The sequence below is a fragment of the Leptospira bouyouniensis genome, from assembly GCF_004769525.1.
Taxonomy (GTDB): domain Bacteria; phylum Spirochaetota; class Leptospiria; order Leptospirales; family Leptospiraceae; genus Leptospira_A; species Leptospira_A bouyouniensis.
Genome location: NZ_RQFT01000003.1, coordinates 671,449 through 697,545 on the forward strand (window position 1 = coordinate 671,449; position 26,097 = coordinate 697,545).

General features: G+C 37.2%; 24 protein-coding genes and 1 pseudogene. 7 read left to right on the forward strand and 18 right to left on the reverse strand.

Annotation, left to right across the window (positions count from 1 at the left end; all coding sequences use genetic code 11):
* Window positions 1–46 precede the first annotated feature (46 nt).
* Window positions 47–1,021: a cysteine synthase A gene (locus tag EHQ43_RS04840; RefSeq protein ID WP_135753348.1), complete on the reverse strand. Its 975-nt coding sequence runs from the start codon at window positions 1,019–1,021 to the stop codon at window positions 47–49.
* A gap of 46 nt (window positions 1,022–1,067) precedes the next feature.
* On the opposite strand from EHQ43_RS04840, the gene EHQ43_RS04845 reads away from it, so the two are divergent.
* Genes EHQ43_RS04845 through EHQ43_RS04860 form a run of 4 tightly spaced genes read left to right on the forward strand, consistent with a single transcriptional unit; the run spans window position 1,068 to window position 4,999 of the window.
* Complete coding sequence (locus tag EHQ43_RS04845) at window positions 1,068–2,387, forward strand: MFS transporter (protein ID WP_135739868.1); 1,320 nt, start codon at window positions 1,068–1,070, stop codon at window positions 2,385–2,387.
* Window positions 2,388–2,429: 42 nt separating this feature from the next.
* Window positions 2,430–2,972, forward strand: coding sequence for an SRPBCC family protein (locus tag EHQ43_RS04850; RefSeq protein WP_135739867.1), 543 nt, complete (start codon window positions 2,430–2,432; stop codon window positions 2,970–2,972).
* A gap of 15 nt (window positions 2,973–2,987) precedes the next feature.
* Window positions 2,988–4,142 (forward strand): family 43 glycosylhydrolase, encoded by a 1,155-nt coding sequence (locus tag EHQ43_RS04855; protein WP_135770261.1) that lies wholly within the window; start codon window positions 2,988–2,990, stop codon window positions 4,140–4,142.
* The gene (locus tag EHQ43_RS04860) at window positions 4,139–4,999 is read left to right on the forward strand and encodes a pirin family protein (RefSeq protein WP_135739865.1); all 861 of its coding nucleotides are present in this window, start codon (window positions 4,139–4,141) and stop codon (window positions 4,997–4,999) included. The genes EHQ43_RS04855 and EHQ43_RS04860 overlap by 4 nt, the downstream gene beginning before the upstream one ends.
* Here EHQ43_RS04860 and EHQ43_RS04865 read toward each other — a convergent pair.
* Genes EHQ43_RS04865 through EHQ43_RS04875 form a run of 3 tightly spaced genes read right to left on the reverse strand, consistent with a single transcriptional unit; the run spans window position 4,996 to window position 7,470 of the window.
* Window positions 4,996–6,015 (reverse strand): type I phosphomannose isomerase catalytic subunit, encoded by a 1,020-nt coding sequence (locus tag EHQ43_RS04865; RefSeq protein WP_135770262.1) that lies wholly within the window; start codon window positions 6,013–6,015, stop codon window positions 4,996–4,998. The two genes, EHQ43_RS04860 and EHQ43_RS04865, sit on opposite strands and share 4 nt — an antisense overlap.
* 11 nt (window positions 6,016–6,026) lie before the next feature.
* Entirely contained in the window at window positions 6,027–6,722 is a 696-nt protein-coding gene (locus tag EHQ43_RS04870; protein WP_135770263.1) for a J domain-containing protein, read from the reverse strand.
* Between the two features lie 28 nt (window positions 6,723–6,750).
* The gene (locus EHQ43_RS04875; protein WP_135753346.1) at window positions 6,751–7,470 is read right to left on the reverse strand and encodes an LIC_12936 family protein; all 720 of its coding nucleotides are present in this window, start codon (window positions 7,468–7,470) and stop codon (window positions 6,751–6,753) included.
* A 119-nt stretch (window positions 7,471–7,589) separates the two neighbouring features.
* Between EHQ43_RS04875 and EHQ43_RS04880 the strand changes: the two genes are divergently transcribed.
* Window positions 7,590–7,934, forward strand: coding sequence for an STAS domain-containing protein (locus EHQ43_RS04880; RefSeq protein WP_135739861.1), 345 nt, complete (start codon window positions 7,590–7,592; stop codon window positions 7,932–7,934).
* Here EHQ43_RS04880 and EHQ43_RS04885 read toward each other — a convergent pair whose 3' ends face one another.
* Window positions 7,935–8,504 carry an LIC10729 family protein gene (locus EHQ43_RS04885; RefSeq protein WP_244242638.1) on the reverse strand — a complete coding sequence of 190 codons (570 nt, stop codon included), beginning with the start codon at window positions 8,502–8,504 and terminating at the stop codon, window positions 7,935–7,937.
* Between the two features lie 36 nt (window positions 8,505–8,540).
* Between EHQ43_RS04885 and EHQ43_RS04890 the strand changes: the two genes are divergently transcribed.
* Window positions 8,541–9,470, forward strand: coding sequence for a bifunctional riboflavin kinase/FAD synthetase (locus EHQ43_RS04890; protein WP_135770265.1), 930 nt, complete (start codon window positions 8,541–8,543; stop codon window positions 9,468–9,470).
* A gap of 319 nt (window positions 9,471–9,789) precedes the next feature.
* Here the strand turns inward: EHQ43_RS04890 and EHQ43_RS04895 are convergent, their stop codons facing one another.
* The 11 genes from EHQ43_RS04895 to EHQ43_RS19680 form a co-directional block, all read right to left on the reverse strand.
* Window positions 9,790–10,629 (reverse strand): hypothetical protein, encoded by an 840-nt coding sequence (locus tag EHQ43_RS04895; RefSeq protein ID WP_135739858.1) that lies wholly within the window; start codon window positions 10,627–10,629, stop codon window positions 9,790–9,792.
* 8 nt (window positions 10,630–10,637) lie between these two features.
* Window positions 10,638–12,152 carry a rod shape-determining protein RodA gene (gene rodA / locus EHQ43_RS04900; RefSeq protein WP_135753344.1) on the reverse strand — a complete coding sequence of 505 codons (1,515 nt, stop codon included), beginning with the start codon at window positions 12,150–12,152 and terminating at the stop codon, window positions 10,638–10,640.
* Window positions 12,152–14,089 (reverse strand): penicillin-binding protein 2, encoded by a 1,938-nt coding sequence (mrdA, locus tag EHQ43_RS04905; protein ID WP_135739856.1) that lies wholly within the window; start codon window positions 14,087–14,089, stop codon window positions 12,152–12,154. The genes rodA and mrdA overlap by 1 nt, the downstream gene beginning before the upstream one ends.
* Window positions 14,086–14,601, reverse strand: a complete 516-nt coding sequence (gene mreD, locus EHQ43_RS04910) for a rod shape-determining protein MreD (protein ID WP_135739855.1) — start codon at window positions 14,599–14,601, stop codon at window positions 14,086–14,088. Before mreD ends, mrdA begins: the two co-directional genes overlap by 4 nt.
* Window positions 14,598–15,788: a rod shape-determining protein MreC gene (gene mreC / locus EHQ43_RS04915; RefSeq protein WP_135770266.1), complete on the reverse strand. Its 1,191-nt coding sequence runs from the start codon at window positions 15,786–15,788 to the stop codon at window positions 14,598–14,600. The genes mreD and mreC overlap by 4 nt, the downstream gene beginning before the upstream one ends.
* 66 nt (window positions 15,789–15,854) lie before the next feature.
* Window positions 15,855–16,493, reverse strand: coding sequence for a hypothetical protein (locus EHQ43_RS04920; RefSeq protein WP_135770267.1), 639 nt, complete (start codon window positions 16,491–16,493; stop codon window positions 15,855–15,857).
* A gap of 123 nt (window positions 16,494–16,616) precedes the next feature.
* Window positions 16,617–17,069 carry a hypothetical protein gene (locus tag EHQ43_RS04925; protein ID WP_135739852.1) on the reverse strand — a complete coding sequence of 151 codons (453 nt, stop codon included), beginning with the start codon at window positions 17,067–17,069 and terminating at the stop codon, window positions 16,617–16,619.
* A gap of 239 nt (window positions 17,070–17,308) precedes the next feature.
* Entirely contained in the window at window positions 17,309–17,821 is a 513-nt protein-coding gene (locus EHQ43_RS04930) for a hypothetical protein (RefSeq protein WP_135770268.1), read from the reverse strand.
* Window positions 17,822–18,130: 309 nt separating this feature from the next.
* Entirely contained in the window at window positions 18,131–19,474 is a 1,344-nt protein-coding gene (locus tag EHQ43_RS04935) for an adenylate/guanylate cyclase domain-containing protein (RefSeq protein WP_135739850.1), read from the reverse strand.
* 1,135 nt (window positions 19,475–20,609) lie between these two features.
* Entirely contained in the window at window positions 20,610–20,888 is a 279-nt protein-coding gene (locus EHQ43_RS19675; protein ID WP_244242639.1) for a hypothetical protein, read from the reverse strand.
* A 204-nt stretch (window positions 20,889–21,092) separates the two neighbouring features.
* Entirely contained in the window at window positions 21,093–21,665 is a 573-nt protein-coding gene (locus EHQ43_RS19680; protein ID WP_244242640.1) for a hypothetical protein, read from the reverse strand.
* An 835-nt stretch (window positions 21,666–22,500) separates the two neighbouring features.
* On the opposite strand from EHQ43_RS19680, the gene EHQ43_RS04945 reads away from it, so the two are divergent.
* A complete protein-coding gene (locus tag EHQ43_RS04945) occupies window positions 22,501–23,109 on the forward strand; it encodes a beta-class carbonic anhydrase (protein WP_135739849.1) in 609 nt (202 codons plus the stop codon).
* 231 nt (window positions 23,110–23,340) lie between these two features.
* Here the strand turns inward: EHQ43_RS04945 and EHQ43_RS04950 are convergent.
* Together EHQ43_RS04950 and EHQ43_RS04955 are read right to left on the reverse strand one after the other, a co-directional pair.
* Window positions 23,341–24,000, reverse strand: a pseudogene (locus tag EHQ43_RS04950) (Lp29 family lipoprotein); the annotation flags it as partial.
* A gap of 1,276 nt (window positions 24,001–25,276) precedes the next feature.
* Window positions 25,277–26,089 carry a hypothetical protein gene (locus tag EHQ43_RS04955; protein WP_135770269.1) on the reverse strand — a complete coding sequence of 271 codons (813 nt, stop codon included), beginning with the start codon at window positions 26,087–26,089 and terminating at the stop codon, window positions 25,277–25,279.
* Window positions 26,090–26,097 lie beyond the last annotated feature (8 nt).

Here is a 26,097-nt window from a genome sequence, read left to right on the forward strand (position 1 = left end):
GAATATGATTTAGGAAATTGAGAGAATATTTTGTTTCATTCACAAATCATAGAAGTTCTTTAGATTGTAAAAATTCTGGATTATATATTTTCGATTGGTATTTCGTTCCAGTGTCACATAACACAGTGACGATCGTATGGCCAGGTCCGATTTGTTTGGCGATCCTAGTCGCTGCGGCAAGGTTAATCCCTACACTACCTCCCATAAACAATCCATCTTCTTTGAGAACTTTTTGTAAGATTGAAATTGCTTCTTTGTCATGTATGCGAATGGCATCATCAGCCGGCATACCTTCCATGTTTTTCGTGATACGACCCTGGCCAATTCCTTCTGTGATAGAAGAACCTTCTGTTGCAATTTTGCCTGTTTTTACATATGAATAAACACCTGAGCCATAAGGATCCGCAACGATACATTTTATGTTGGGATTTTTAGATTTGAAATACATAGCAGTCCCAGCATAAGTCCCACCAGTTCCAATCGATGTGGTCCAAACATCAATTTTTCCTTGGGTTTGATCCCAAATTTCGGGACCAGTCGTTTCATAATGAGCAATCCGATTGGCAAGGTTATCAAATTGGTTGGCCCAAAGAGAATTGGGTGTCTCTTTCGCAATTTGTTCTGAAACACGAACATAATTCCCTGGATCCGCATAGGGTAGTGCTGGTACAAGGATTACCTCGGCACCTAACGTACGTAACATTTCTATTTTTTCTTTGGATTGGGTTTCAGGGATTACAATGATTGTTTTGTAACCTTTCGCATTACAAATATGAGTGAGACCAATTCCAGTATTTCCTGCCGTTCCCTCGACAACTGTCCCCCCTTTTTTCAGAAGGCCTTTTTTTTCAGCGTCCTCTATAATATATAGTGCCGCTCGGTCTTTTACTGATCCACCTGGGTTCAAAAATTCAGCTTTTCCTAAAATCTCACAACCTGTTTCTTCACTTAAAGAACGTATACGGATGAGAGGTGTTTCTCCAATCGTTCCAATAAATCCATTTCTAATTTCTGTTTGCATGAGAATACACTTGACTCCTTTTTATTAGTCTTCATCTTCCAAGTTTATGTATAAATCCATTCGGCAGTGGTTCGCACCAGCTCCCGCAATCCCCCAAAAATCAGAAAAAGAGATACAATCTCTTTATCCAAAATTTAGATTCCAAGTATTAGAATCAACTTTCATCGGTTATACGGTATACTACCTGACTCGAAATAACTTTTCTCCAGTCTCAAAAGAAATTGGTGAAGCTTTGTCTTATACCAAATCCGATTTAGGTGACATACTTGCAGTCACTGCCATCACTTATGGGATTGGAAAATTTTTTATGGGAGCACTATCCGATCGTTCCAATCCTAAAAAATTTATGGCAGTTGGATTATTTCTCACAGCCATTTTAAATTTTTCATTTGGGTTTGCGAATCATTATTGGATACATCTTTTTTTATGGGGTGCCAATGGTCTGGTACAAGGTATGGGTTGGCCTCCTTGTGGTCGTTCTCTTGGTCACTGGTATTCGGTCCGTGAGAGGGGTACTACGTTTGCATTTTGGAATATTGCACATAATATTGGAGGAGGGATCGTAGGAGTTGTGGCATCTCATTCCGCAGCAAAGTTTGGATGGGAATATGCTTTTTTTGTTCCAGGTGTCATTGCCATAATTGGCAGTATTTATCTATTTATAAGACTTGTGGATACACCACAATCCGAAGGTCTTCCACCAATTGAAGTATACCGAAATGATTATCCACCGGAAGAAAAAGAAGACCATGAAAAGGAACTCACAACCAAACAATTGATAGTTGAACAAGTTTTGATGAATAAATACATTTGGTTATTTGCAATCATTAATTTTTTTGTTTATATCATTCGTTATAGTTTGATCGATTGGGGTCCTACCTATTTAAAAGAAACAAAAGGTGCTGACTTACTCGGAGGAGGATACTCCACTTTAATCTTAGAATTTGGTGGAATAGGATCTACACTTCTAATGGGATGGGTATCCGACAAATTTGATGGTCGGCGAGGAATGGTAAGTTTACTCTGCATCATCCCAATCTTTTTTGCCTTTGTTGGCATATTGATCAATCCACCTGGGAATATATGGATTGACTATGTGTTGTTTGGTCTTATCGGACTTTTTATCTACCCACCAGTCATGTTGTTAGGTGTCGCTGGTATGGATTTTACATCCAAAAAAGCCGTGGGAACAGCTGCAGGATTTATAGGTTTGTTTGGTTCTCTCGGAAGGACTGCTCAAGGGAAAGGTCTTGCCGTTCTCTCTACTCATTATTCATGGGATGTGGCACTTGGTGCGATTTTAGCTTCAACGCTAATTGCGATTTTCCTTCTGATTTTCAGCTGGAATTTACGCCCAAGAGGTTAAATCTATTGACGAACGAATTCAAATGGTTCAGATTTTGCAGTTATGAAGATAGGTAAAAAAATTTCCATCGGTATCATTGGCATCATTGTTATCCCTTTAGTAGTAGCAATATTTTTGCCATCGTCTTACCAAGTTGAGAGGTCCATTGACATTGGAAAACCAGCAAGCGACGTATTCGCATTTATACGCCTTTTAAAAAACCAAGACCAATACAGTGTCTGGGCAAGACGTGATCCCAATATGAAAAAAATTTTCACAGGTGAGGATGGAACGGTAGGTTTTATCTCGCGATGGGAAAGCCAGGTAAAAGATGTGGGTGTTGGTGAACAAGAGATCAAAATGATCAATGCCGATGCTTTGGAGATGCAAACCGAACTCAGATTTTACGAACCATTTGAAGGAACAGAAAGAAGTTATATGAAGGTATCTTCTCTTGATCCTAAAAAGTCCAAAGTCATTTGGGGTTTTGACGGATCGATGCCCTATCCATTTAATTTAATGTTATTGTTTATGAACTTTGAAGAAATGATTGGAAAGGATTTTGAAGATGGACTCTCTAATCTTAAAGAAGTATTAGAAAAATAAGGAATTTTTTCTCATTTGAACAAACAAAATATCTATTGGCAACTCTACCAAGATGATCCCATCATCAAACCAGGATTCCCATCTCCAATCCTGGCTGATCCAAGTTTTTTATTCCCTGAGGATTGTCCAGACGGACTCTGGCATTTATTTGCGCATAACATCTTTGGTGTGTTAGAGTATGTTTCAGAAGATGGAATTCAATGGAAAAAAAGGAAGTCCATCGTTCGGAATGCGATGCGACCTTTTGTTTTTTTTGAGAATGGAACTTACTATTTGTATTATGAAAAATACAAATTTTTACATGTTCTGATGTCTTGGTTTCCCTATCGAAAATGGAAATCTCACATAGAAGTAAAAACAAGTAAAGATCTAGTGAATTGGTCGGATGCAAAAACTGTCATTGTGCCAAAATTTCCTTTCCACAAAGATCCAAACTTTGGTGAATCTGTCAGTAATCCTTGCCTTGTGAAATTTGGGAATCGGTACAGAATGTACTTTTCATCCGCGTTAGTGATGATCCCTGATTGTGGATTTTGTGAACCAAAGTACATTACAGTAGCGGAATCAAATTCCCCTCTTGGTCCCTTTTCGTATTTTTCAGAACCCATCATTTCACCGAATGAGATGGATCCATTTTGTAATTTAGGAGCAGGCTCGATTAAGGTCATCCCTTGGAAAGGCAGGTATTTAGGTTTTCAAAATGGAATTTTTTGGAACCCAGTAAGAAAGGAATCTTGTTCTGCGATTCTATTTTTACAAAGTGAAGATGGGATCAATTTTGATCGGATCAATCATACTCCCATTCTTGGTCCTACTGGAAAAGGTTGGAAGGCAAGTCATGTCTATGCATGTGATGTAAAATACTCGGAAGCAGAAAAGATTTTTATCCTTTATTTTAATGCAAGAGACAAAGCCCATTGGACAAAAGGAAAAGAAGCCATTGGACTCTTTGTAGGTAAGGTAGAAGAAACAATAGGGAATGCTAAATCACAATCCAAATCGAAGTTAGCTTCTCACTCGAATCGAAATTCTAGTTCTAAGTCTCATACATTTACCAAATCCAAAGATAAGTTCAATCAAACTTCCAAACTTAAGGTAAAATCTAAATCGAAAGATTCTGCAAAAAAGAAACGAACAAAACCAAAACCAAAGAAGTCTAAAACCAAATGACGAAATCTCTAACCGGACATTCAAAAGACTTGGGTGACAATTTTATCATTCGTCGCGTATTACCTGCCTTAGAAAAAAGATCTGTAGGACCCTTTGTTTTTTTTGATCACTTTGGACCCGTACCTGTTGTCACTGGGGAAGAACTTGTTGTCCGAGCGCATCCTCATATTGGACTTGCGACCATCACTTTTTTATATGATGGAGTGATTACACACCGTGATAGTTTGGCTATTCAAATGGACATTCGCCCAAATGAAACCAATTGGATGGTGGCGGGCAATGGAATTGTACACAGTGAGCGGTCAAAGTTCGATCCCAAATACGAAGTGTTAGAAGGAATTCAAACATGGATTGCATTGCCAAAAGAAAAAGAAACAACGAATCCAAGTTTCCAACATTTGTCAGAGTCAGAAATTCCTATTAAGAAGGAAAAAGGACTTACATTTCGCTTGTTAGGTGGAAAATTTCTAGGATTAATTTCAAATGCTGTGGTCCATTCTCCACTTTTTTATGCTGATATCGATGTAAAAATGGAAGCAGATGCAGTCGAATGGAATCTTTCCTCAGAGGAAGAGGCTGGACTTTATGTTTCCCGAGGAGCTATCGAATCGGGAGGAGAGTCCTATACAATGGGTTCAATGGTGTTGTTTGAAAAAGGCTCCAAAGTGACGTTTAAAGCCAAACAAAACAGCCGTTTAATGTTACTCGGAGGGGAACCTTTAAAAGAAAAACGCCACTTGTATTGGAACTTCGTTGCGACAGACCAATCTTTGATTGATGAAGCAAAGGAAAGATGGGCAAAGGATGAATTTCCAAAAGTTCCTGGCGAAACGGATCGAATACCTTTGCCCAACTAAAATTGAAATTTTACCATATCTGATCCGGCAGACATAAAAGTAAGTTTTGTTCCTGGGTCGGCATAAGCTGAAATGGTTTCTGAAAAACCGGATGCAGTGACAAAAAACGTTTCACCTGGACCCACTTTTCGCTGAAGCTCTGGAAAATACACGGAACCTGATGTGGTGAAAAAAATACCGAAACAAGCCGGTTCAGCTAACGAAGAAAAGGTGAAATTTTGAGCTTGGTCAAATTCCCAAGACTCGAGTCTAAATTTATCATTAGATGTAAACAGGTAACGAGGGAAAGGTTGGAATCCTAATGGGATTTTTTCTAATTTCTCATTCCCATTTGATTTTTCAAAATTTAGAACGGAGAGTGCTTTTTCTAAGTGAAGTTCTCTTGGTTTTCCATCATCACCAATCCTTCCATAATCATAAACACGATAAGTAGAATCAGATGATTGTTGGACTTCAAGTAATACTACACCACCACCGATGGCATGAATTGTTCCTGGATTGAGGAGGAATACATCACCAGCTTTTACTTTCCATTTCCTAAGAACAGATTCACCTAAGTTCTTTTTAACGAGAGATTCGTATTCTTCTCGGCTTGTATTGATGTCAAAACCAACCACAAGTTCAGCACCTGGATCTGCGGACAAAACGTACCAACATTCTTTTTTCCCTTTTGATTTTGGATCAAACTCCAAGGCATAAGCATCATCGGGGTGGACTTGAACAGAAAGTTTTTCTTTTGCATCAATGACTTTGACAAGTAAGGGTAAACCAGAATTGGCAAATGGTTTCCCAAGCACTTCGTTTGGTGCTTTTTGGATGAGTGTAGTTAAGGGGAGGTTTTGAAACTCTGGATTTTCAATGAGCGAAATATCGGAACCGTAAACAGAAACTTCCCATGATTCACCAATGAAACCTTCTGGGATCTTTCGTCCCAATTGGGATTCTAATTTCCTACCACCCCAGATTTTTTCTTTGTAAATTGGGGAAACAAATAAAACCTTTGGCACCTTTTCCATTGATTTCCTTTTTAGACCGCGGTCTTTGTCCGTAAAGGGATATTTTTATGTACTAAGAGTTTGACCCGAAGGTATTTTTTCTTAAAATGTGTGAAGGAATTTGGACGGAATTTAGAAAGATCAAACTCAAAAATTTTTGAAGGGATTAGAGAAGAAACCGGAAATTCTACTTTTAATTTGCTATACCCTTTATAACTCCCTCGGCCACTACAGGCAGCACAGTGTGGGTCACTTCCCATACAATCTCGGCAAACAATTCGAACCGTGAGCGGGATGACGACAATGATAGGTCTTTGTATTTCTGATTCCTTTAAATCAATCACCAAATCATAATCAATCCCTGTGACTTTCCTTCTGTCCTTATTTCGAAAACCTTTTCTCATTAACCCACGTTTCGCAAGTTCAATCATCCCAGTGGTAAATCTTACTCGCGAAACGGGTAAAACGATAGGATGTTCTTCTAGTTTTCGTTTTAAAAAAGCCATGGCATAATTTTTTTTAAACTCTTCATCATACTGTTTTCTCATAACACCCGTTAGTGTCTGGTATGCAAAGTAAATTGATTGGAACTTGGCATAAGACCCAGTGAAAGGGATATCGGGATGATAAAGTTTGGCAAGACGACGGAAAGAAGATTTGATTTCTTCCGTCGTGGCTCCGAAAGGGATTTCTAGTACTTCGTAAAGATTGGTGTTTTGTGGTGGCATCTAGAATCTAAACCCCACCAAAATCCTTTTATGGTTCTTCGAAATCTCCACTCACAGAGACTTCCAGTATGGATTCAGAAACCATTTTCGCTTCTAATTTTCCTTTTGCTTGGATGTATCGGTCAATGGTTCGTGCGACTTCACGAAGTCTATCTCGGTAAGCAGTTGCTAATCGAAGTCTTTCCCAAGGGCTTTGGATTTTTTCAAATTCATAATTCAATGTGTTATCATCAGCATTTGTCACTGTGCGAACAGAAAGTACGAGTCCTTTCACACCACCAGAAGTATTGTTTTTTAACTCACGGTAGGTTGTGATTGGGTCTTTTCCTTTTTCTGTTAACGATTTACGGGACCAGAAAGAGATTTCATCCAATGAAAAACCGCCACCTTCTGCACCGCCACCACCTTTCAATTTCATCACGAAACGACTGTGCATCACATATCGTGGTTCATAAGGGAGGTGGATTTCTCTTGCACTTGTGACTTGTCCATAACGACTGTCTTTGATTTTTTTCTCAAAACTGAGGAATTTCACTTTTTCGTTGATCATGGCATGGTAATCATCCACTTCCTTGCCAATCCGCTCAATTTTCTGCTGTTGTTTTGCATTATAAGGAATGAGTCCAATGCTTCCATCTGGATTCAGTTTATGGGCATTAGCTTGGCTCACAGGTTCATTTTTTTCATCCGCGGCAAAAAGACCCATGGTGAAGAGGAAGGTAAAAATTAAGACAAACGAGGTACGCATACGATCTCCCAGATACTAGACTCTATATCTATTTTCGACTTTTGAAATGAAATCATTAATTTGTTAAAAATAAGGTTGAATAAAAAACGTAAAAACAGGACGCTTGCGGTAGGTCTCCCATGGAAATAAATCTGAAAAAGAATGCAGACGCCTTTGTGATCAGCATTTCTGGAAGTTTGGACATTTACACTTCCTTGGATTTTAAAAACTTCCTTGAAACCAATATCCCAAACCAACCTTCTACCAACCTTCACGTCATCATCAATCTAGAAAAACTCAACTACATTGACTCTTCTGGGATTGGAATGCTCATCAAACAGCTGAATTATGTCCAAGAATTGCAAGGGAAGTTCTCAATTGCGAATATGAAACCTGCGATTGAGAAGGTATTCAAAGTGGCTGGGCTTACCAGTTATTTCCAAACCATCGGGGAAGACGAATACCGCGAAAAATACGCGGTATAATCACTCCTTTTCGTCCAAACGATTTTCCACCAGAAACGCATCCCAAATCCCCCAGAAACGTCCCACTGAATTCTGGCTCGGTAAAAGTTCCACGTAAATCTTTCCATCTGGGTATTCAGAAGGTTCCAGCGGGATTTCCACAGGATTTTGAAATCCATGGTGTTTTTCTGTGAGGATGGAACGTTTGGGTTTCCCATTCACAAGGATTTTTAATTTCCGCGGTTTGAATTTAGAACCCCGCAACGGACGGTATTTGGTTAAGTCCAAATAGAGATAAACAGTGGATTTCGTATTACTTGGTTTTTCGAGTAAAAACCGAAGACCTGATTCCGGGACCATCCGACAGATTGAATCTTGTAATCCCAGATGAGGGGAATCTGGTTCTAACTCGTAGGACTGGTAAATCGCCCAGGTTTTGAGTTCTGGGAATGTGGAAATGTCTTCTGGTAGTAATCCTTCTTCTAGTCCAAATTCCTGTTTGGGAATGGAGGAATCATCTGCGAAGAGTGTACCTATGTTTGATAAAAAGATTGCCGTTAGGAGTAGGATTCGTAGTTTCAATGGTAACACCTTTTACAAGTATCGGATTACGAGACAAGTCCCCCTTTGAAAATTATTCGCTCTTTAGAATCGATCCAAAATGAATTTCCCAACGGCTCTTCGTTGACTCTTGGAAATTTTGATGGAATCCATGTCGGCCACCAAACACTTTTGTTACGGACTGTTGAGAAAGCAAAAGAACTTGGAATTCCTTCCGTCGTTGTGACTTACTTTCCAAATCCGTCTGTTGTACTTGGTAAAAAACCAAATTTCAAATACCTTTCCTCTGAAAAAGAAAAAGAAAATCTCATCCGCGGTTTTGGGATTGATTATTTACTTGTATTAGATTTTACCTTGGAACTTTCTAAAATGTCTGCTGAAGACTTTTTAGAGAACATTGTGATCAAAGCTCTTCATGCAAAACACATTGTGATTGGATACAATCATTTTTTTGGTGCAGAACGTCGTGGAGATTTTGCTCTTCTTGAATCCAATAAATTTAAGTATGGTTATGCGGTGGAACTCCGAGAAGCTGTCTTGAAAAAAGATAGTAAAATATCTTCGTCTCTCATCAGGGGATTCCTCGACAAAGGGGAAATGGAAGAAGCAAAAATCCTACTTGGACGGAATTACCATATCACAGGAATCGTAGTAGAAGGTGCCAAACGTGGTCGCTCTATTGGTTTTCCGACTGCCAATCTAAAAGTTCCTGGTGATAAACTCCTACCTTCTGTAGGTGTATATGCTTGTTTTGTCAAATTTGATGGAAAAGACCATAAAGGAATGGTAAACATTGGATTCAATCCCACCTTTGATGGGTTAGGTTTGCATGTGGAAGTGAACATCTTTGGCTTTGATGGAAATTTGTATGGCAAAGAAATCGAATTAGAGATGGTAAAAAAAATCCGAGACGAACAAAAGTTCGACGGAATCGATGCCTTAAAAGTCCAACTCACAATAGACAAAGAAACTAGTTTGCGAATTTTGCAATTTTAGTTCGTCACTTCGATGAACTCAGAGACCTTGTTTTGGTGTTATTAAATTAGTGATGTGGTTGATGTTAGGTGGGTGCCTCGATTTGATTTTTGATCTATATTTTTTTATATCCTGACCGCGCTTTTCGCTCCAATCTTTCCAAATCCAATTTTAGATTCAGATTGTTCGCTCATCTAGGAAAGGATTTCCGCTGAAATCGCTGGCGCGGGTTTGTCCTTCAATAAACTAGAGTGTTGTGCAAGACGATAAACGAAAGTGAGTGAAACGTCATTAAACTCAATTCGAAGATAATCGAGAGTGATGTGCACTAAGACGATCGTTATAGTTTGATGATATGGTAAAGTTTGCCTTTGCGTTTGATTTTACCGAGGATGGAATTGTGACTGTTTTCAGGTTCTAAGATGGCATCGAGAGAGGGTTTCGAAATGGCCCAGTCTTCTTTTAATTCATCAAAATAAAAACCACATTCCTTTTTCTCAGCATTTTTCATAAGGATCACATGTTTGTTTTTGGATTCACCTTCTTCCATTAGAATAAATCCAGGACCAGGGAACATAGGAATTAATTTCTCTTTGATTTTAATCTGTTTTTTAAAAGCAGGGATGTTACGAATGATTCGATAGGATTTTTTTGGTAACAAAAAATTTACACCTTCTAACACATAACATATAAAAATGAGTTTTCCAGGTGATGATTTGATCGGATTTGTTTTTGTCAATTTTGATGCGTTCATCACTCTTTCAGTGAAGGATAAACTAGTGTTTTTTTGATGGGAATCTGATTCGATTTGTTTTTTATCCACCAATCGCTTTGCAATTTTTGTGATTCGATTTTTGAGAGCGGAATCTAAAAATTCAATTTTATCTTCCGATTTGATCTTATTTAAGATATGGTAAATGGAATCAAATTCCTTCTGTTTGTATTCGTTTTTGATTTTGAATTTTACAATTTCAGCATTTAGTCGTTTACTACGTTGTAAAAAATAAGGTGATTCATTTGTTTCAGAACTTTGGATTAGTTTTTCTGATAGACCAATTAACTTCACAATTTGTTCATTTACTTCCCGCTCCAACTTTTCTAGGAGGATGAGTTCTTCTTCTAACTTTATCTTTGTTTCGAAAAACTCATCTGCATCCAGAATTTTTTTGGTGGGTTTCATGGTCTTTGTTAGTTGGCGAACTTACGTTTTTTAATCGATAAAATAATACCAACGGCTGTCATCGCCATCACTAAATGGGATCCACCATAACTCATAAATGTGAGTGGAACACCTGTTACTGGAAGAAGTCCAATCACAATGCCCACATTGATGGCAATATGGAAAAAAATCATGGCAACTATCCCTGCAGCAAGTAGTGATCCAAACCTATCCTTACTTTCAAAACTGATTTGTAATCCACGCAGTGGGATAGACATCAAAAAGAATAATAATAGAACACTTCCAAAAAATCCAGTTTGTTCTGCCCATGATGCAAAGATAAAGTCCGTACCCGATTCGGGAACATGTGGGATTCTGCCTTCTGTCATCTCTCCATGGAACAGTCCTTTTCCAAAGACCTTACCAGAACCAACAGCAGGTTTGGAGGCTCGGAGTTGGTAACCTGCACCTTGTTTGAATTGATCAGGGTTTAAAAAAGCTGTAAGACGGATCACTTGGTTTTCACGGAATGGAATGGATTTGTGTACAGCGATAGCGGAAAGAACAGAAAGTCCCAATATTCCTATGGTGATATAATAATTTCTAAGATGGCGGGAACCACGTGCGATACGAATGAAAATCATGACAAGACTAATAAGTGTTAGTGTGCCACCAAGACCAAACATAAAGGCTTCATTTGACAAAATTTTATAACCTATGCTTGCATATTCCTCTTTGACAATATCTGCAGCTTCACGGATCATCTGAAGGTTTTTGGGATTCTCTATTCCAGGAAGTGTGAGTCCGGATACTTTTTTCCCATCCAAGATCAACCAAATTTTTCCTTGGAGTTGGTTCACAAGTGAGACAAGTTCTGTTTTATTGTCTTTGCGAAGTAAATCAATGAGTGGTTGGATGAGAGTGAGTTGTGAGTAAGCAAGGTACATTGGTACCATCAGTGAAATTCCACCAAAAGTGAGAAGGGAACCAACATGTAAAATATCGGCACCACCTAAATACAGCATGGTGAATAACATCGGTAAAAAGGAAACTGCGGTTCCAAAATCTGGTTGTAATATGATAAAAAGCATTGGCACCAAACAAATGATAAACGGTATGATAAGAACCGTAATTTTGTGCATTTCTTTTTCTTTCATTACGAGGTATTGACCCAGTAAAATTACAGTGGCAAGTTTGGAAAATTCTGATGCTTGTAAGGTGATAGGACCAAGTTTTAGCCATGACCTTGCTCCTCGACCCGAAGGAAGGTATCCAATTCCTGGGATAAGGGTGATCACAAGAAGGAAAATGGAAAATAGATAAATAAAGAGCGCATACGAACCAATCAATTGGTAATTGATCCTCGACATAAACCACATAGATATGAGACCAACAAATACAAATGAAAATTGTTTGTACCAACGACCTAAAGCATCTGCCGTGTTTGCCTCTTGAGTATAAAGGGTGAGAACACCGGCCATTGCCACAAGTACAACGGAAAATATTAAAAAATAATCGAGTTTTTCTGTATTACGATCAGCCATTAAAATGCCTCTTGTTCGACTGGTGCTTCTTCTTCCATGGTTTTGGCACGGGATCTATCCGTTCTAGGGAAGGAACCTGGTGGGAATGCTGCCTTAAACACTTCTCTTGCTGCAGGCGCCGCTGATGCCGCACCACCTACACCATATTCTACGAAGGCAGCAACTAATATTTGTTTTTCGACAGGCGCATTCACAGGTGCATACCCAATAAACCAAGCGTGATTGGAAGATGATGCACCCCTACGCCTTGTTTGAGCCGTTCCTGTTTTTCCTGCAATTTCAGGTAAGGTTGGAGAATTCAAAACTCCAGATGCAGTTCCTGAATAACCAACTAAATATAATCCTTCTTTTAAGGCTTCCACTGTGGATTTTTTGAGTGGGATATCACGTAAGATTGTTGGTTCCGTTTTTTGGATGAGGGAGTTATCAAGTGGGCTTCTAATTTCGGACACAATGTACGGTTTGTAAATTTTTCCATTGTTGACAACTGCCATATAAAACAAAGCCATCTCAATAGGTGTAACAGAGATAAATCCTTGCCCGATTGATAAGTTTACAGTATCCCCATCAAACCATTTGTTGCCGTAGGTTCTTTTTTTCCAATCGGAGCTTGGGATAAATCCAGTGGTTTCTCCCGGCAAATCGATTCCAGTTTTTTTATCTAAACCGAATAATCTTGAGTAGGCGAGAATTGGTTCTGCTCCCAGTTTATAACCCAATTGGTAAAAGTAAACCGAATTGGATTTTTCTAAGGCTTGCGCTAAGTTTAATTCACCGTGATTTTTTTTATCCCAGTTATAAAATACTTGGTCCGGTACACCTTTAAAGGTTGATTTTAAAGTGAAACTTGCAGGGCAAGAGAAAGTTTGTTTGGGATCATAATTGATTTTGTGTTCACTTTCCATGGCGGCAAGACCCACCAGAGTTTTGAAAGTAGAAGCAGGTGGGAACCTAGATTGGATTGCTAAGTTCAAAAATCCACCATTGTTTGTGACTCTGGTGAAGTGATTTGATCTTTCGAGTTTGTTTTTTCCTGACAAAATATTGGGATCATAGGCTGGGTTTGATGCCATTGCCAACACTTCTCCAGTTGTTGCTTTGATGGCAAGGACCGTTCCCCTAACACCCTTTAGTGCCTTGTAAGCGGCAATTTGCATATCTCTGTCAATGGTAAGGATTAAATTATTACCAGGTACAGAATGTTCAATGACTCGTTCTTCTTCAATATTGCCTTCTGTGTTTCGTTTTTGGATACGAAACCCATCGAGTCCTCTGAGTGTTGTGTCATACAAAGATTCGATTCCACCTTTTCCAATTAATTGGTAGGTTTTGATTTCTTTTTCTTGTAAGTCACTTGTTGTTGGTTTTCCCACATAACCTGTCACATGCGAGAGTGCAGGTCCCATATGGTATACTCGGGCAGGTGAGGACACAAGATAGACATAACGATTGATATTATCTAATACTAAAATTCGTTCTTGTTGTTCCCTTGAGATCCCTTCGAGTAAAACAAAAGGTTCTCTCGATCGAATTTTTTTGATGAGGCGAGATTCTTGTAATTCTTTTTCGTAATAAACGATAGGAATCGAAAGAGCTTCGCAGAATTTATAAATGAATTCTTTTACTTTTTTGGCATCGTTTTTTAGTAAACTTGTATTGAGGATCACATCCAGGGAAGCGGAGTTGGACACAAGAGGTTGGCTTGTTTCTGGTGTTAAAAAGTTACGATCAAAAATATTACCACGATCAGCAGGAATGGATTCACTGCGACGAACAAATCGTTCGGCTTTGAGAGAGTTTTCACTCCCTTGTACAATTTGTAAGTTGAATAATTGTAATATATAAGCAGTTAACGTAAAGACAATCATTCCTGTAAAAAAATACAAACGTTTACGGAAACTTGCTTCTAAACGAAATTCAGATGCCGACTGGCTCATTGCCGCACCTCATCTCCATCCAATCGATATGCCCATGAAAACAAAAAGAACAAAGCTGGACCTAGGAAAGCATTATAAAGAGAAACATACAAAAACGAATAACTATGGTTTGAATGAAAGAACATCAGAAACAACAAGTATGTGATGAGCCTTGAAACAAACGTGAGTCCCAAAATGTAGATTGTTATGGAGATATAATTTTCTGTATATGAACTTCGAAGCCCTTTCCCAACGATATAACCAACAATCGCATAGGAAAATGAATGTAGTCCAATTTTGTAGTACACAAGATTGTCTCCACCAATTTCACCACCGAGAGCGGTGTCTGTGAGAAGGCCTCCGAAAAAACCTAACCATAGTCCATACATTGGTCCTTTACGGAGTGCAAAAAACACAACAAAAATCACCATAAAATCTGGTCTTACAGCATTTCCGAGTTCAAACACATTAGAACCATTTAGAAAATGAGCAAGTAACAGACCTATGATGATGAATAACTTATCTAAAATCATGGGTTTACCTCTCTTGGACCATCAATGGTCTGAGGAGATGGGGAAGGAGCAGGAGAAGGCTCTGATGGAGAACTAGGATTTGAGTTGGGAGTGGTTCGTCCTGTGTTTGGAGTTCCAAACGGACTTGGTCCACCAAACCCTTGGTTTCCTTGTTTTTTCTCTTTTTTATTATAATCTTTTTCTTTAGGGAAATCAATTTCTCCAAAATAAGGGCCTTCGATTTGGATTGTTTTTTCTGCAGGCCACTCTTCACGCCATTTCTCTGGAAGTTTTTTTAAGACAATTACATGTAATAAATTATCAAACTCAACAAACGGGCGTAATATGGCAGTTTTAAAAGAACCATTCCTTGGTCCTTCTTCGATTATGGTTCCAACGGGTATCCCTGGAGGGAAAACTCCCGATCCACCAGAACTATACACCGCTTTTCCAATTTTACTAAATCCTTCTGTGAACATTGTGTTCGCTGAAGTGGGTGGTGGATTTGGTCCCATTGGAAAATTTCCGATGGCTTTAGGATCGATTACGATTCCGGAATCAATGTAATCTAACAAAACGTCTGTTCCGCGACCACTGTTTCCGTTGAGAGAAGCCCATAAATTTGTGCCAGGGATGGAGACTCCCATAGAAAAGTTAGAATTGATGATTGGTTGTATGACAGCTGATCCTTTCGAGACAGCAATGATTTTGCCAACAAGTGCCTCTGTGAATTTGCCTTTTTCATCTAACGCCCGTGCTACGACAGGCATATATGGTTTGATTCCCGATTCAGATCCTTTGTTGATGATGATAGTTCTGTAAATTGCATTCAAACGAACACTTAAAACTTCTGCTCGAACCGATGGATATTCGATGCGGAGTGGGAAATTTAACTCTTGGCGGAGGATTGCGTTTTCTGATTTGAGGCGTTCTACATCTTTTGAGAGCTGGCGGTATTCTTCCATCACGTTCAAACAAGAGTCACGTTCTTCTCTCACACGTTCGAAGGATTCAAGTTTGTTATAACTACTTTTGATGAGGGATCCAAAGGAATCAAAAGACCCAGAAAAAAAGTCGCCTACACCCTGAAAGCTGGCAATCCCTCTTACCATGAAGTTGCCGTTCCAAATTAGGGAAGTAAAGGAAAACAGGAATACGAAAAGTAGGGAAAACAATTCGTCATTTTGATTGATACGATTCCACTTCATGGACTTATGTCACATTAATTTTCGTGGAAAGAATATTTCAAGCGAGAATCGGATTTGGCCCATTTTTCATTCGGAGGGCTCTCGTTTCTCATGGGGGTGGAAATAAAATGTGGAAGGGGACTCCATTTCCACGCTGCCTTGAATGGACAAAAATCCCTTTGGTTCCCGAAACACTGTGACTTTCGTTTGGCTGGGAGGTCCGCCGTTTCGCTTTGTTGGACTGAACCTGATTCTAACCTCACCGACACCCGGATCGACGACTTGTGCCAGGTAGGATTCCCTTCCCCAATGCACGAGGACAAACTCTCGGATACCAAAGATTGGTGATTTGACTCTTGCGGTTCCTAAAAACTTCGCAACAAGGGAAAGAAAGGTTCTTTCTTCCTCCTTGTCCAAATGGGAAACAAATTGTAAGAGGTGGGCTCGTAAATATTCTTTCGCATGGTTGTGGGCCAGTAGGACTCGGTGGCGTCTGTCCAGTTGGTTGTAAAAGGTTTGTAGGAGGGAACGTTCTATTTGGTTGCAACCCGCTTTGAACGCCAAGCGGTCGAGACGTTTCCTATGCATTTGGATGAGTTCATAACGGTGGGTGAAGTAGGCACTGATTCGAAAGGCATAATAAAAAAATAGGATAAGGCCTACGAGTTGTAAGAGGACAAATTCAGGATTTCCTTTCCAGATCCAAACAGGTTTTTCTGGGAACATTGTTGGTTAGACGAAAGGGAAAACTCCTTGTCGTCTGCCGAAAGAACAATTAAAAGCGGCTGTATGTAAGTGATGTATTCTTAATATAAAAAGACAATGTGTAAAAGGAAAAATGGGGTCCATCTAACGGATCTCGTCACAAGGATGAATTTTTGCCGTTTCTTCAATATTAGGTGGTAAATCTAATACGGCATAAGGTTCCCATTTAGAAGCAAGGTCTTTGGCACAAATGGCAATAGAAGAATTTGGTTTCACTTTGATTTTTAAGGAACCGATCCGATCAAAAGGTGATAAATTTTCTGTAACTCGAGGTTTGGTATAATCTAAATGAAAAGTATATTCTCCTGGTAGAACTTGGTAAATGACATGGTTCAGATCGGAAAATTTTTGCTGGAATGCCCCATCGATTGAAGAAATTTTTACCCATTGGCCTAAATAAATCACTGCATATTCATTTCGGGGTTTCCCATCAGGGACATTTACATTCCTACCTTTTTTATAAGAATTGATGATGGAACAAGATTCCAGAATCAAAATCAAAGTGGCAACAAGGTATTTTATTGTTAGGTTCTTCATCGAACCCATTTATAGAAATTCTTTAATCGTTTGTCAATTTATTTTCTAAATTCGAAATACTTACTATTATAAGGAATGATACCAAATTAGGTAAATAGTATTTAAATATAATTTGTTATAACAACACAATGTAATATTTTATGAACTAATTATGCACATGGTTTCTGATTACAAAGGATGACAAAAAATATTTTAAATGGATGCTGCTTTTTTAGTCGCAACGGAAAGTTAAAAAAAAGTCAATGTTTGGCTAATTTACTCTCTTGGATTAGAAACTTTTCTTTTTCATTTAACAGTTGTTCATCCGTTGTTAATTGTTGGTTTTTTCCCAATCGCATTGCAATCAGCTTCCCGTTTTCAAAAAAAAAGATGTCAGCCACTTCATCTGATTTCTCATATGTATTTGGGTTTGAAGTTACTTCGCGATTGAAATATTCTGTAGAATAACGGACATAGAAAGGAACGTTATTCTCAAAATAAAATTCACGATTTTTTAATTCCTCTCCAAAATAAGTTTGTTTGATCATCTGCACCTGACCATCTTTTGAAAATTCTTTTGAAACTAAATTGTATGGCATTCCATAGACGATTACATTTTCTTTTTGTAATTCCTTTAAGGTAAATAGACTCGCATCATCATTTAGTTTTTTTACCCTGTTTTCCAATAAAAGCAAACGTTTCTCCAAGCTTTCCGTTTGGCAGTGTAAGCCCAAAAATATACAAACAACGATCAGGTAAGAAATGAATTTCATACGAAAAAAATCATTCTTCAATAAAAGACGTAAAGAAAAAAATTGTTTCCTTTTCTACAAAATGATTTCGTAATTTCCAAATTACTCATTTTGTAACACGATTCAGAGGATAGGTGTAAAACGAAATTCATAGAATCAAATTGGTGGGAATTACAAATAGAAATCTTTCACCTGCGTACAAAAACTTTCAAAAGGTCTAAAAGTTTTTTTTCATGAATTCACTTGCAAAGTATGGATTCTCTTCTAATGAATTTCCAAAAATGAAAGTTATATGTTCTATGGTTGTTGCGGAAGATGATGTCATTCCTTCTATTTCATTCCCATCAATCGTACTAACGATCCAAGTGCCTCTTCCCAAATCGACTTTAGCTCTGCGTTCCATTGCTCTCCTAAACTTTTTTCTAAAGCAAAAAGCAGGCTTGGTGCAATTTCTGCTAAATCTGTAGCTTGAATTCCCATTTCTTCATGCATTTTTCCTAAATTTTTAAGTTCGATCTGGATTTGGCTTAAATTACCCAATCTCTCAATGGTTCTCCCAAACATCGCAAGTAACTTTTTGGCTTGGGTTTCCATATCCGTATTTTGGAAAAATTTTTGGAACTCCGGTTTTGTTTCGAGAAAGTGGATGTAAAAATCCCGAGCTAAATTTGGATTTAAATGTAATGCTAATTCTAAGGATCTTTGTAATTCTAATATATGATCTTTTGATTTAAAACCTAATACAGAGTAAACGGCCATCTTTTCCGTTTTTCCTCTCAGTTTGGTAAGAATTTTTTTGTCGATTTGAATTTTGTCAGAAATGTATTGGTAAATCTCGTCAGAGATCAAAAATCTTGTTCCCGTTTTTTTATTTAGAGCTTCCAATCTAGAGGCAACATTGACTGTATCCCCGAGTACCGTTTGAGATTTGTAATCGGAGTGGCCTATGTCACCGTAAATCACCTGTCCCGCATGTAATCCCAATCGAATTTCAAATTCATGGTGGAACCTTTCTTTGACATAGGCATTGAATTTTTGAAGTTGATCAAAGATACGAAAACAAGCTCGTAAAGCTTGTTGAAACATTTGTTTTTTTGCATCTTCTAACGTAGGTTGTGAAGATTGTAATTTTGTTTTATCTAAAAAGAAATACGCAAGAATTCCATCTCCAATGAATTTATCGATAAATCCACCGTTGTTGAGGATGGGTTCACTCATCTCTTGGAAAAATCGATTGAGAACAAAGACTACGTCATAAGCAAGACTTGATTCTGTAAAAGAGGTAAATCCTTTAATATCTAAAAATAGGATCGCCGCATAACACTCTTCTCCCGTTTTTGAATTTTTTCTTTCGGAAGTTATATTTTTTAAATCTTCTTCGTCTCGGATGATTCTTTGGACTTCTACATTTCCAAAAATTTCTGTTTGGCATGACAAACGAATCTCGTTAGGCCATCCTTTTCGTTCTGCAATTGTTTTTTCCCTTTCATTTCTTTCACTGAGCGAGGATAATCCATCAGAAACAAAAACGCGACAAGTCGTACATCGAGCATTTCCTCCACATAAATGATAAAGGGGGAAATTATTGGCGATGGCGGTTTCCAATATGGTGTCACCTGATCGTTTAGTTTTTAAGGTTTTCCTTTCTGGTTCTAAAAAAGAGAGATCAAACATGAAGTAATACCTTTTTCAATTGAATTTCGAATGAAAAGAGTTTGGATCTTTTTCCCAAACAAATTTACATTTCCTAATGGTAAACAACTCTCTAGTTTGTTTTCCTTGCTAGAGAAAAATAGGATATTGGCCGTAGATTTTTTCAATTTTTCTGGGATCGTTTTTCGTTTCACTTAAGGTCTTTAGCGCAAAACAGGAGTATAATAACCATTCCTCAAGATTCCGTTCAAATTCCTTTGGTTATTCTATTTAGGTGATCAGATAAAACGATAAAACCCTACAAAGCTGGATTTTTGTACAAGTATACACGCTTTATCATTTCATTTGAGGGTTAATCATACAGGACCTGAAGACACATTATAGGAATGAATGGTTCTTTTTGTAAATGGATAGGTCGGAAATTGCTACATTGATGTTCTGATTCAAAGCCAATAAATGATTATCATTGGTGATAAGCACATAACAATGGTTCGGTATAATTTATTTTAGAGAATCGTTGAGATGAGTGATAGGCTTATGATGTAATCCGTCTTTTACGATTCATCAATCTGTTGCTACATATAGAATATCATTTAATTGTCTCATCAATATGAATATAAAATTTTTTAGAATCCTTTTTCGAAGGTTTCTTGTTCTGGTGATTGATTTTGATCATTTTTTGGAAGGAAGGAAAAAGAGAAAATAAATAAGCAAAGAAGTGGAAAGAATTGAGTTCGGAAAAATTGATTTATTAAATCACTCTTTCGATAATTCGGTCCAAGAATTTATTTAAACCGAAAGGGAGCGCAGTTTTAGTTTTTCTGAGAATCAATACCAAATCCAAAATACAATTTCGATATTGGTGATACATTTTTCAATACGTGCAAAGAACTTACCGAATTGTTTTAAGTAGGACGAATTAAACTCAAATCCATATTACAAAATATTTTCTTTGCATAATAGAACTTTATTTCGGGTTTTTTCGTAATTTAAAAGATTCTTATCTCGCGGGTAAAATCAATTTCAAATGTTTGATTTGATTGAAAGTGGGTTAGAAATGGAATTGGTTCGAGTCATACTTATGGTTCTAATATAGACAGAATTTCTTTCCAATCGATTCGATATGTATTATGTAATAGAAAGCGACTCCGTTTAGCTATGGGACAATTACTTTTCCTGAGATATAATTGTCGCTAAATCCTTTAGGTCCATCTTTCACAAAATAGGAAGAAAGAACAACACATTCTTCATGATAGGTCAAGACATCAAAGGTTCTTTGATCCGTTTGGTATGTTCCTGAGTTGATCGGTGTAAATATTTCTGTATATGAAAAAGTAGCGGGTCCGTTGCTACCACTTACTGTAGAACTGGTGGTATCCAAATATAAGTAATCTTCGTTTGCAGATTCGATTGTTGCTTTGGCAGTATATTCCATTTGATTTCCAACCAAATCGATAACTAAACAATGATTTGCACAGTTCCCAATAATTGTAGGTGCATTCACACTTCCAACGCATGGAGAAACTGGCGGGGGAGGGGGAATTGTATCGATACTTCGATTGCCTTTAGCATCAGCAGTGGAACCAATGACTATTATTTTGTACGTTGAGTTTAGTTCTGGAGTTATGAATAAAAAATTTTAAGATGATGTGTCATAGAAAGAAGCAGAAATATAATTGATGACATTAAAATTATCGGCTGCAAGAGAAATGATACTTGGTCTACCAATGTAAGCGTTTAGTTGTTTGAAAGCGGAAAGATCCGAACCTGCTTGAAATCTGACTCGAATCACTTGGTATTCTGTGCCTCCAATTACGGATCGTTTGGATTCATAACTAATAGACGGTAAGGTGATGGAATTTGGTGGGATGGTTGGAGGATTTGTAGGAGAGGTAGTCAGCTCCCTATAAGAAATAACTTTACCTTCTTTCTTTACCGTTAAGAAAACTTTGAATTTTTTACTATAATCAGAATAGGAAAATACAATTGAATTTGTTTGAAATAAATCTTCTTTTTGTTGAAAAAAACCTGAAATTTGATTCGTTTGTGCATTAAAAGAAATTTCATTTGGTTTTCCAATATATGCTTCTACTGTTTCAAAAGTTACATCCGATGAATTCAGTTTATATTCAATGAGAATATCTTGGAATTCGATGTTTCCATCTTTTCTATAAAAGGATGTAACACGGGCGGATTGGAATTTGTCTTCCATGTTAATGTTAGTCGAAATTACAGGAAAAATTAAAAAAGCTAAAGAAAACAAATCTTCGCTCTTAGATTTATCATTATACGAAATCAATAAAAACAATAATAAAAAAAAGGAAAATAAGGAATACATCAATGTTATTTAAAAAAATAGGATTTTTTATTCATTAATTTTTATATATGTATGGTTTTGCATATCTTTAATTTATTATGTGCATTAGAATATTAGTAAGTATAAGTATTGTCATTTTGTTACTCCTATTATTGAAAAATAATAATGGATAATGCTACAAGAAACTTTATAAAGGAAAAAATGTTTATTTGATATTTGTAGGTAATTTCTATACCCAACTACTATCTCCGATATTTGTTAATATTTCAAAAAGAGAATTCACAAGTTGGTAATTAACGATTATTTCAAAATCTCTGATTTGGCTCGATTCCATTCAGGTTTCAATCAAGTTTGAGAAGTGATCCCTGATTAGCAAAGACCATCATCATCAATTGTAGGGAACTTGTCGAACCCAACGGACTGAAAACGGTACTAGACAACTGAATATCGTTTTATATTAGACAAACCTTATGTTGTTTTTCCGAAATTCAGTTTTAGAACAAAGCACTCAATTTAGGTGAAAACCGATAGACCAAACATTTGTTGGCGATGAAATTCTTGTGATCCCTAGTACGGGATTGAATGACTCATTGTGATTTAATAACATGAATCCAATTCATGTCCAATCAGTTAGTCATTTGCTAAATTCAATGCACAGAAATCGAAAGTAATTCAAGATAGGAAATACCGTTTTCTTGCAATTTCTGTTATAGCAGATATTGTATCTATTATGTCAAACACACTCATACAACAAGAATCCAGTAAAGTCCACAAGGAAGTCATCGACGCCAATGAAAAATATGCATCTGCTTTTGGTAAAAAAGGAGAATTGGCCCTCCCTCCCGCGAGAAGTTTTACCATCCTCACCTGCATGGATGCAAGACTCGATCCCGCAAAATATGCAGGTTTAGCGGAAGGAGATGCTCACGTGATTCGTAACGCAGGCGGTCGTGCCAGTGACGATGCGATTCGATCGCTTGTGATCTCTTATAAACTATTAGGAACAAAAGAATTTTTTGTCATCCATCACTCTGATTGTGGAATGCAACTTTTCACTGATCCGATCATTCGTAATCTTCTTTCTAAAAGTTTAAAAACAGCAACTATTGATTCAAACGGATGGCGCAATTTAGAAGAATCTGGTGGTTCGGATGAAGCAAAGTTCATTCCGTTTCTAACCTTTGAAAATTTAGAACAAAGTGTAATTGATGACGTAAAAAGAATTCGAAACCATCCGTTAATTCCTAAAGACATTCCAGTGTATGGATATTATTATGATGTAAAAACGGGGAAACTCATAGAAGTTCCCGAAGCCACCAAAATTGGAAGGGCATCATAAGCAAAATCTTATTATTCTTGGTTCAATCATAACCTTTAGAATTCTCGGTGAATACATAGTTGGTTTATCTCTACTATTGAGAAGCGATAAATCAGCTATAATCATTAATTCTAGCAAACGTTATTCCTAAAAATAATTCACTTAAGTTCAATGATCATTTTATCTTAATGGAAAAGTTTATTAGCTGATTGAGTAGAAATAAGCCAATTTAATGGAATTTGACGAAATCACTTATTCGGGTCGATTGTTGATATACGTGGTTATAGCTGTATTTGCATCTTCGATATCGGGAATATAAACATTGCTTAGGTTAGTATTTCCTGCATGACCATATATCTTTTCACCAGAATTTGAAATGTCTTCTCTTGCCCACCAAGCTTGGATCACTGTGTAAGTAGAGTTCATCGTGAATTGTTCTAATCGATTCAAATTTCTATCGTATAAGACGAAAGTTGGATTTAATGAATAATTTTCATATGATGGTATTGTGCCTAAGGTGAAGGCACTGTATAATTTTGAGAGAACCGTAACCAAAATCAAATTTGACTGCCTGAACTCAGGGAGAAGATAACCAACTACAATGTAGTCTGCATCAATGTTTTTGAGCGAGTATGTTAATTCTTGCTCTGATTTTTTATTGATCTCAACCAGTTTTAAAATTTCATCAATTCCAGATTTTTTGGTAATTTGTAAATATGTATCAACAAACTCCTTCACTTTGGATTCGGGAATATCATCTCTAACTCCATTCACTTTGAATTTTTCGATTGGTTGACCACTTTTAAAATAAGACTTTAAGGATCGATTATAATTTAAGCTTGCGGTTGAAGTGCGTCCATATTTATTGCTTTGAGAGATGTAGTATGGGAAAAAGTTGACTAAAGCGATCGTCTTGTTTGTGCTTGCGGTTTAAGCAGTATAATCCCTTACAATAACTTGCGACTTGCAGTGAATTGCGATAAAAATTAAAAGAAAGGATATATATTGATTTTTCATATAGTGTTCAAACATGCGTTATGTTTAAAATTTTGGAAAGTCTTATTTTTAAGATAACTTAAAATAATAATATTGTTATAAATTTAAATAAATAAATGGTTTAGAATTCATTTTGTCTTTCAGGATAATTTGTGATGACCACTGAATTAGAAATTGAAGTTGAATTCTAAAAATTTTTCCTATTTTTAATCCTTTGATAAAAAATTCACCACTTAGGAAAGTCCTTCAACTTTTAATTAGATCCAGTAAGTGCGTGCAAAAGGGAATCTTAGTATATTTGTGAAAGATATGGCATTCCAATAATGAGCTTATCAAAGTGTAGAAGTTAATCGGCTGAAGAGGGATTTCATTTTTATATATTAATGAATTCTCTGTTCAATTTTCAGGTTCGGTTAACGATATAGCCCTCTCCAATTTGCATCGTAGTGGTAGTATTTCTTAACAATCAAAATAATGTTTCGTTGGGAGACTTGCCATTAACATCCTATCGATAAACATGTATAGATACGCAACATAACTTTTTAGTTGGAAGTCTCATTATCTTTTTCATCATAAATTTCAATAGCGAGTAAATTCAAAATCCTTTCACTAGGAGGACGTTGATGTTCTAATTCACTATCTTTTTGCGCAATTGCCTGATTATATTTAGTCTGATCATAGAAAAATCACAGATTTCCGTAATTTTAAATGAGTCAAAATATTGCCTATATTGCGAGAAACATGAATAATTCTTTTAGTTAGGGTCACAACGAAGACTTTGATACTTTGATCTGGCGATAAAACGATTGTATTAAGTCGTAACTCGAACCATCTCGCGTGCTTGGTTCTAAACTTATTGGATGTATCATAGATGGTTGTGATAGATTCAATTTTTTTAGATTTACCGCGCCAGCGATAGAAGCGGAAATCCTTTCCGATAGGAAAGATTGGAGCGGATAGCGCGGTCGTGATTGGATCGAATTTATCTCAACTAACAGATTCGAGGCGCCGTAATCTTTTGAAAAAGAATGTATGCATTCAGTATTAATATTTACGAATTCTCTCCCAACTTTCCAAAGACTAATCTCCGTCACCTTCCCATATTGAAGGATTCGAAGTGACTTTCCCTCTAATCGATCGACGTGACTTCCCTAAGTTGATCAAAAGGCATGTCTTTCAGTCTACCAAAAGGTTAGTCCGTCAAATCTACCTCTTCGAATGCCTCTGTTTGGTGGCGAAACATCCAGAGTTTACTACCTGAGTAAAAATTGATGAAACCATCTCGCATTTCAAATTGATAAATACGTCGGAGTAATAAATTTTCTTCAAATTGAACTTCCGAAGGAAGGTCGATCACAAGCATACGACGTGTTGTGATGATTGCCACTTTATCATAGAGATTGGCAAAACCACTGAGAGTTTCTTGTTCAAGGCTAATTGTATCCCAATGGTTCGTATAACTATTGTATAGGTAGAGTTTACGATCACTGGCAACAAGGGCAGCTTTATGACCCATTGCGACTTGGTAACGTTCTTCACCAAAGATATGTCCCTTTTCCCATTCTGTGCTCGAATTACTCACACCTAACAAATTTTTTTGCGAGACGATGATACAAAGGTCACCGAAACATTTTGAGTAACGAACATGTTCCCCTCTTGTGGAATAAGATACTTCTGTCCCATCGGATAAAAATGCCTTATAGGACAAATGTCCTTCCACAAAGTTGATCGTTGTTTGGATATAAGGGTAAGCTGTTTTATCTGTAGGTTCATTGGAAAATACCGTTATATCTGGTTTGGCGGGTACCGTAGGAACATGCAGTTCTGGGTGTGGTCTTTGAGGTGGTCTCGAACGATTTTGGCCAACGGTATCCATGTAATACATGTCCCCATCAAATTGGTTAGGATTGGCAAATAGAGAAGGGATGATGCCGATTACAATGGAAAATCCAATGATAACGGTTAGTACTTTTATTATCAGTTTTGAATGCTGCCAAGAGAACATGTCTATAC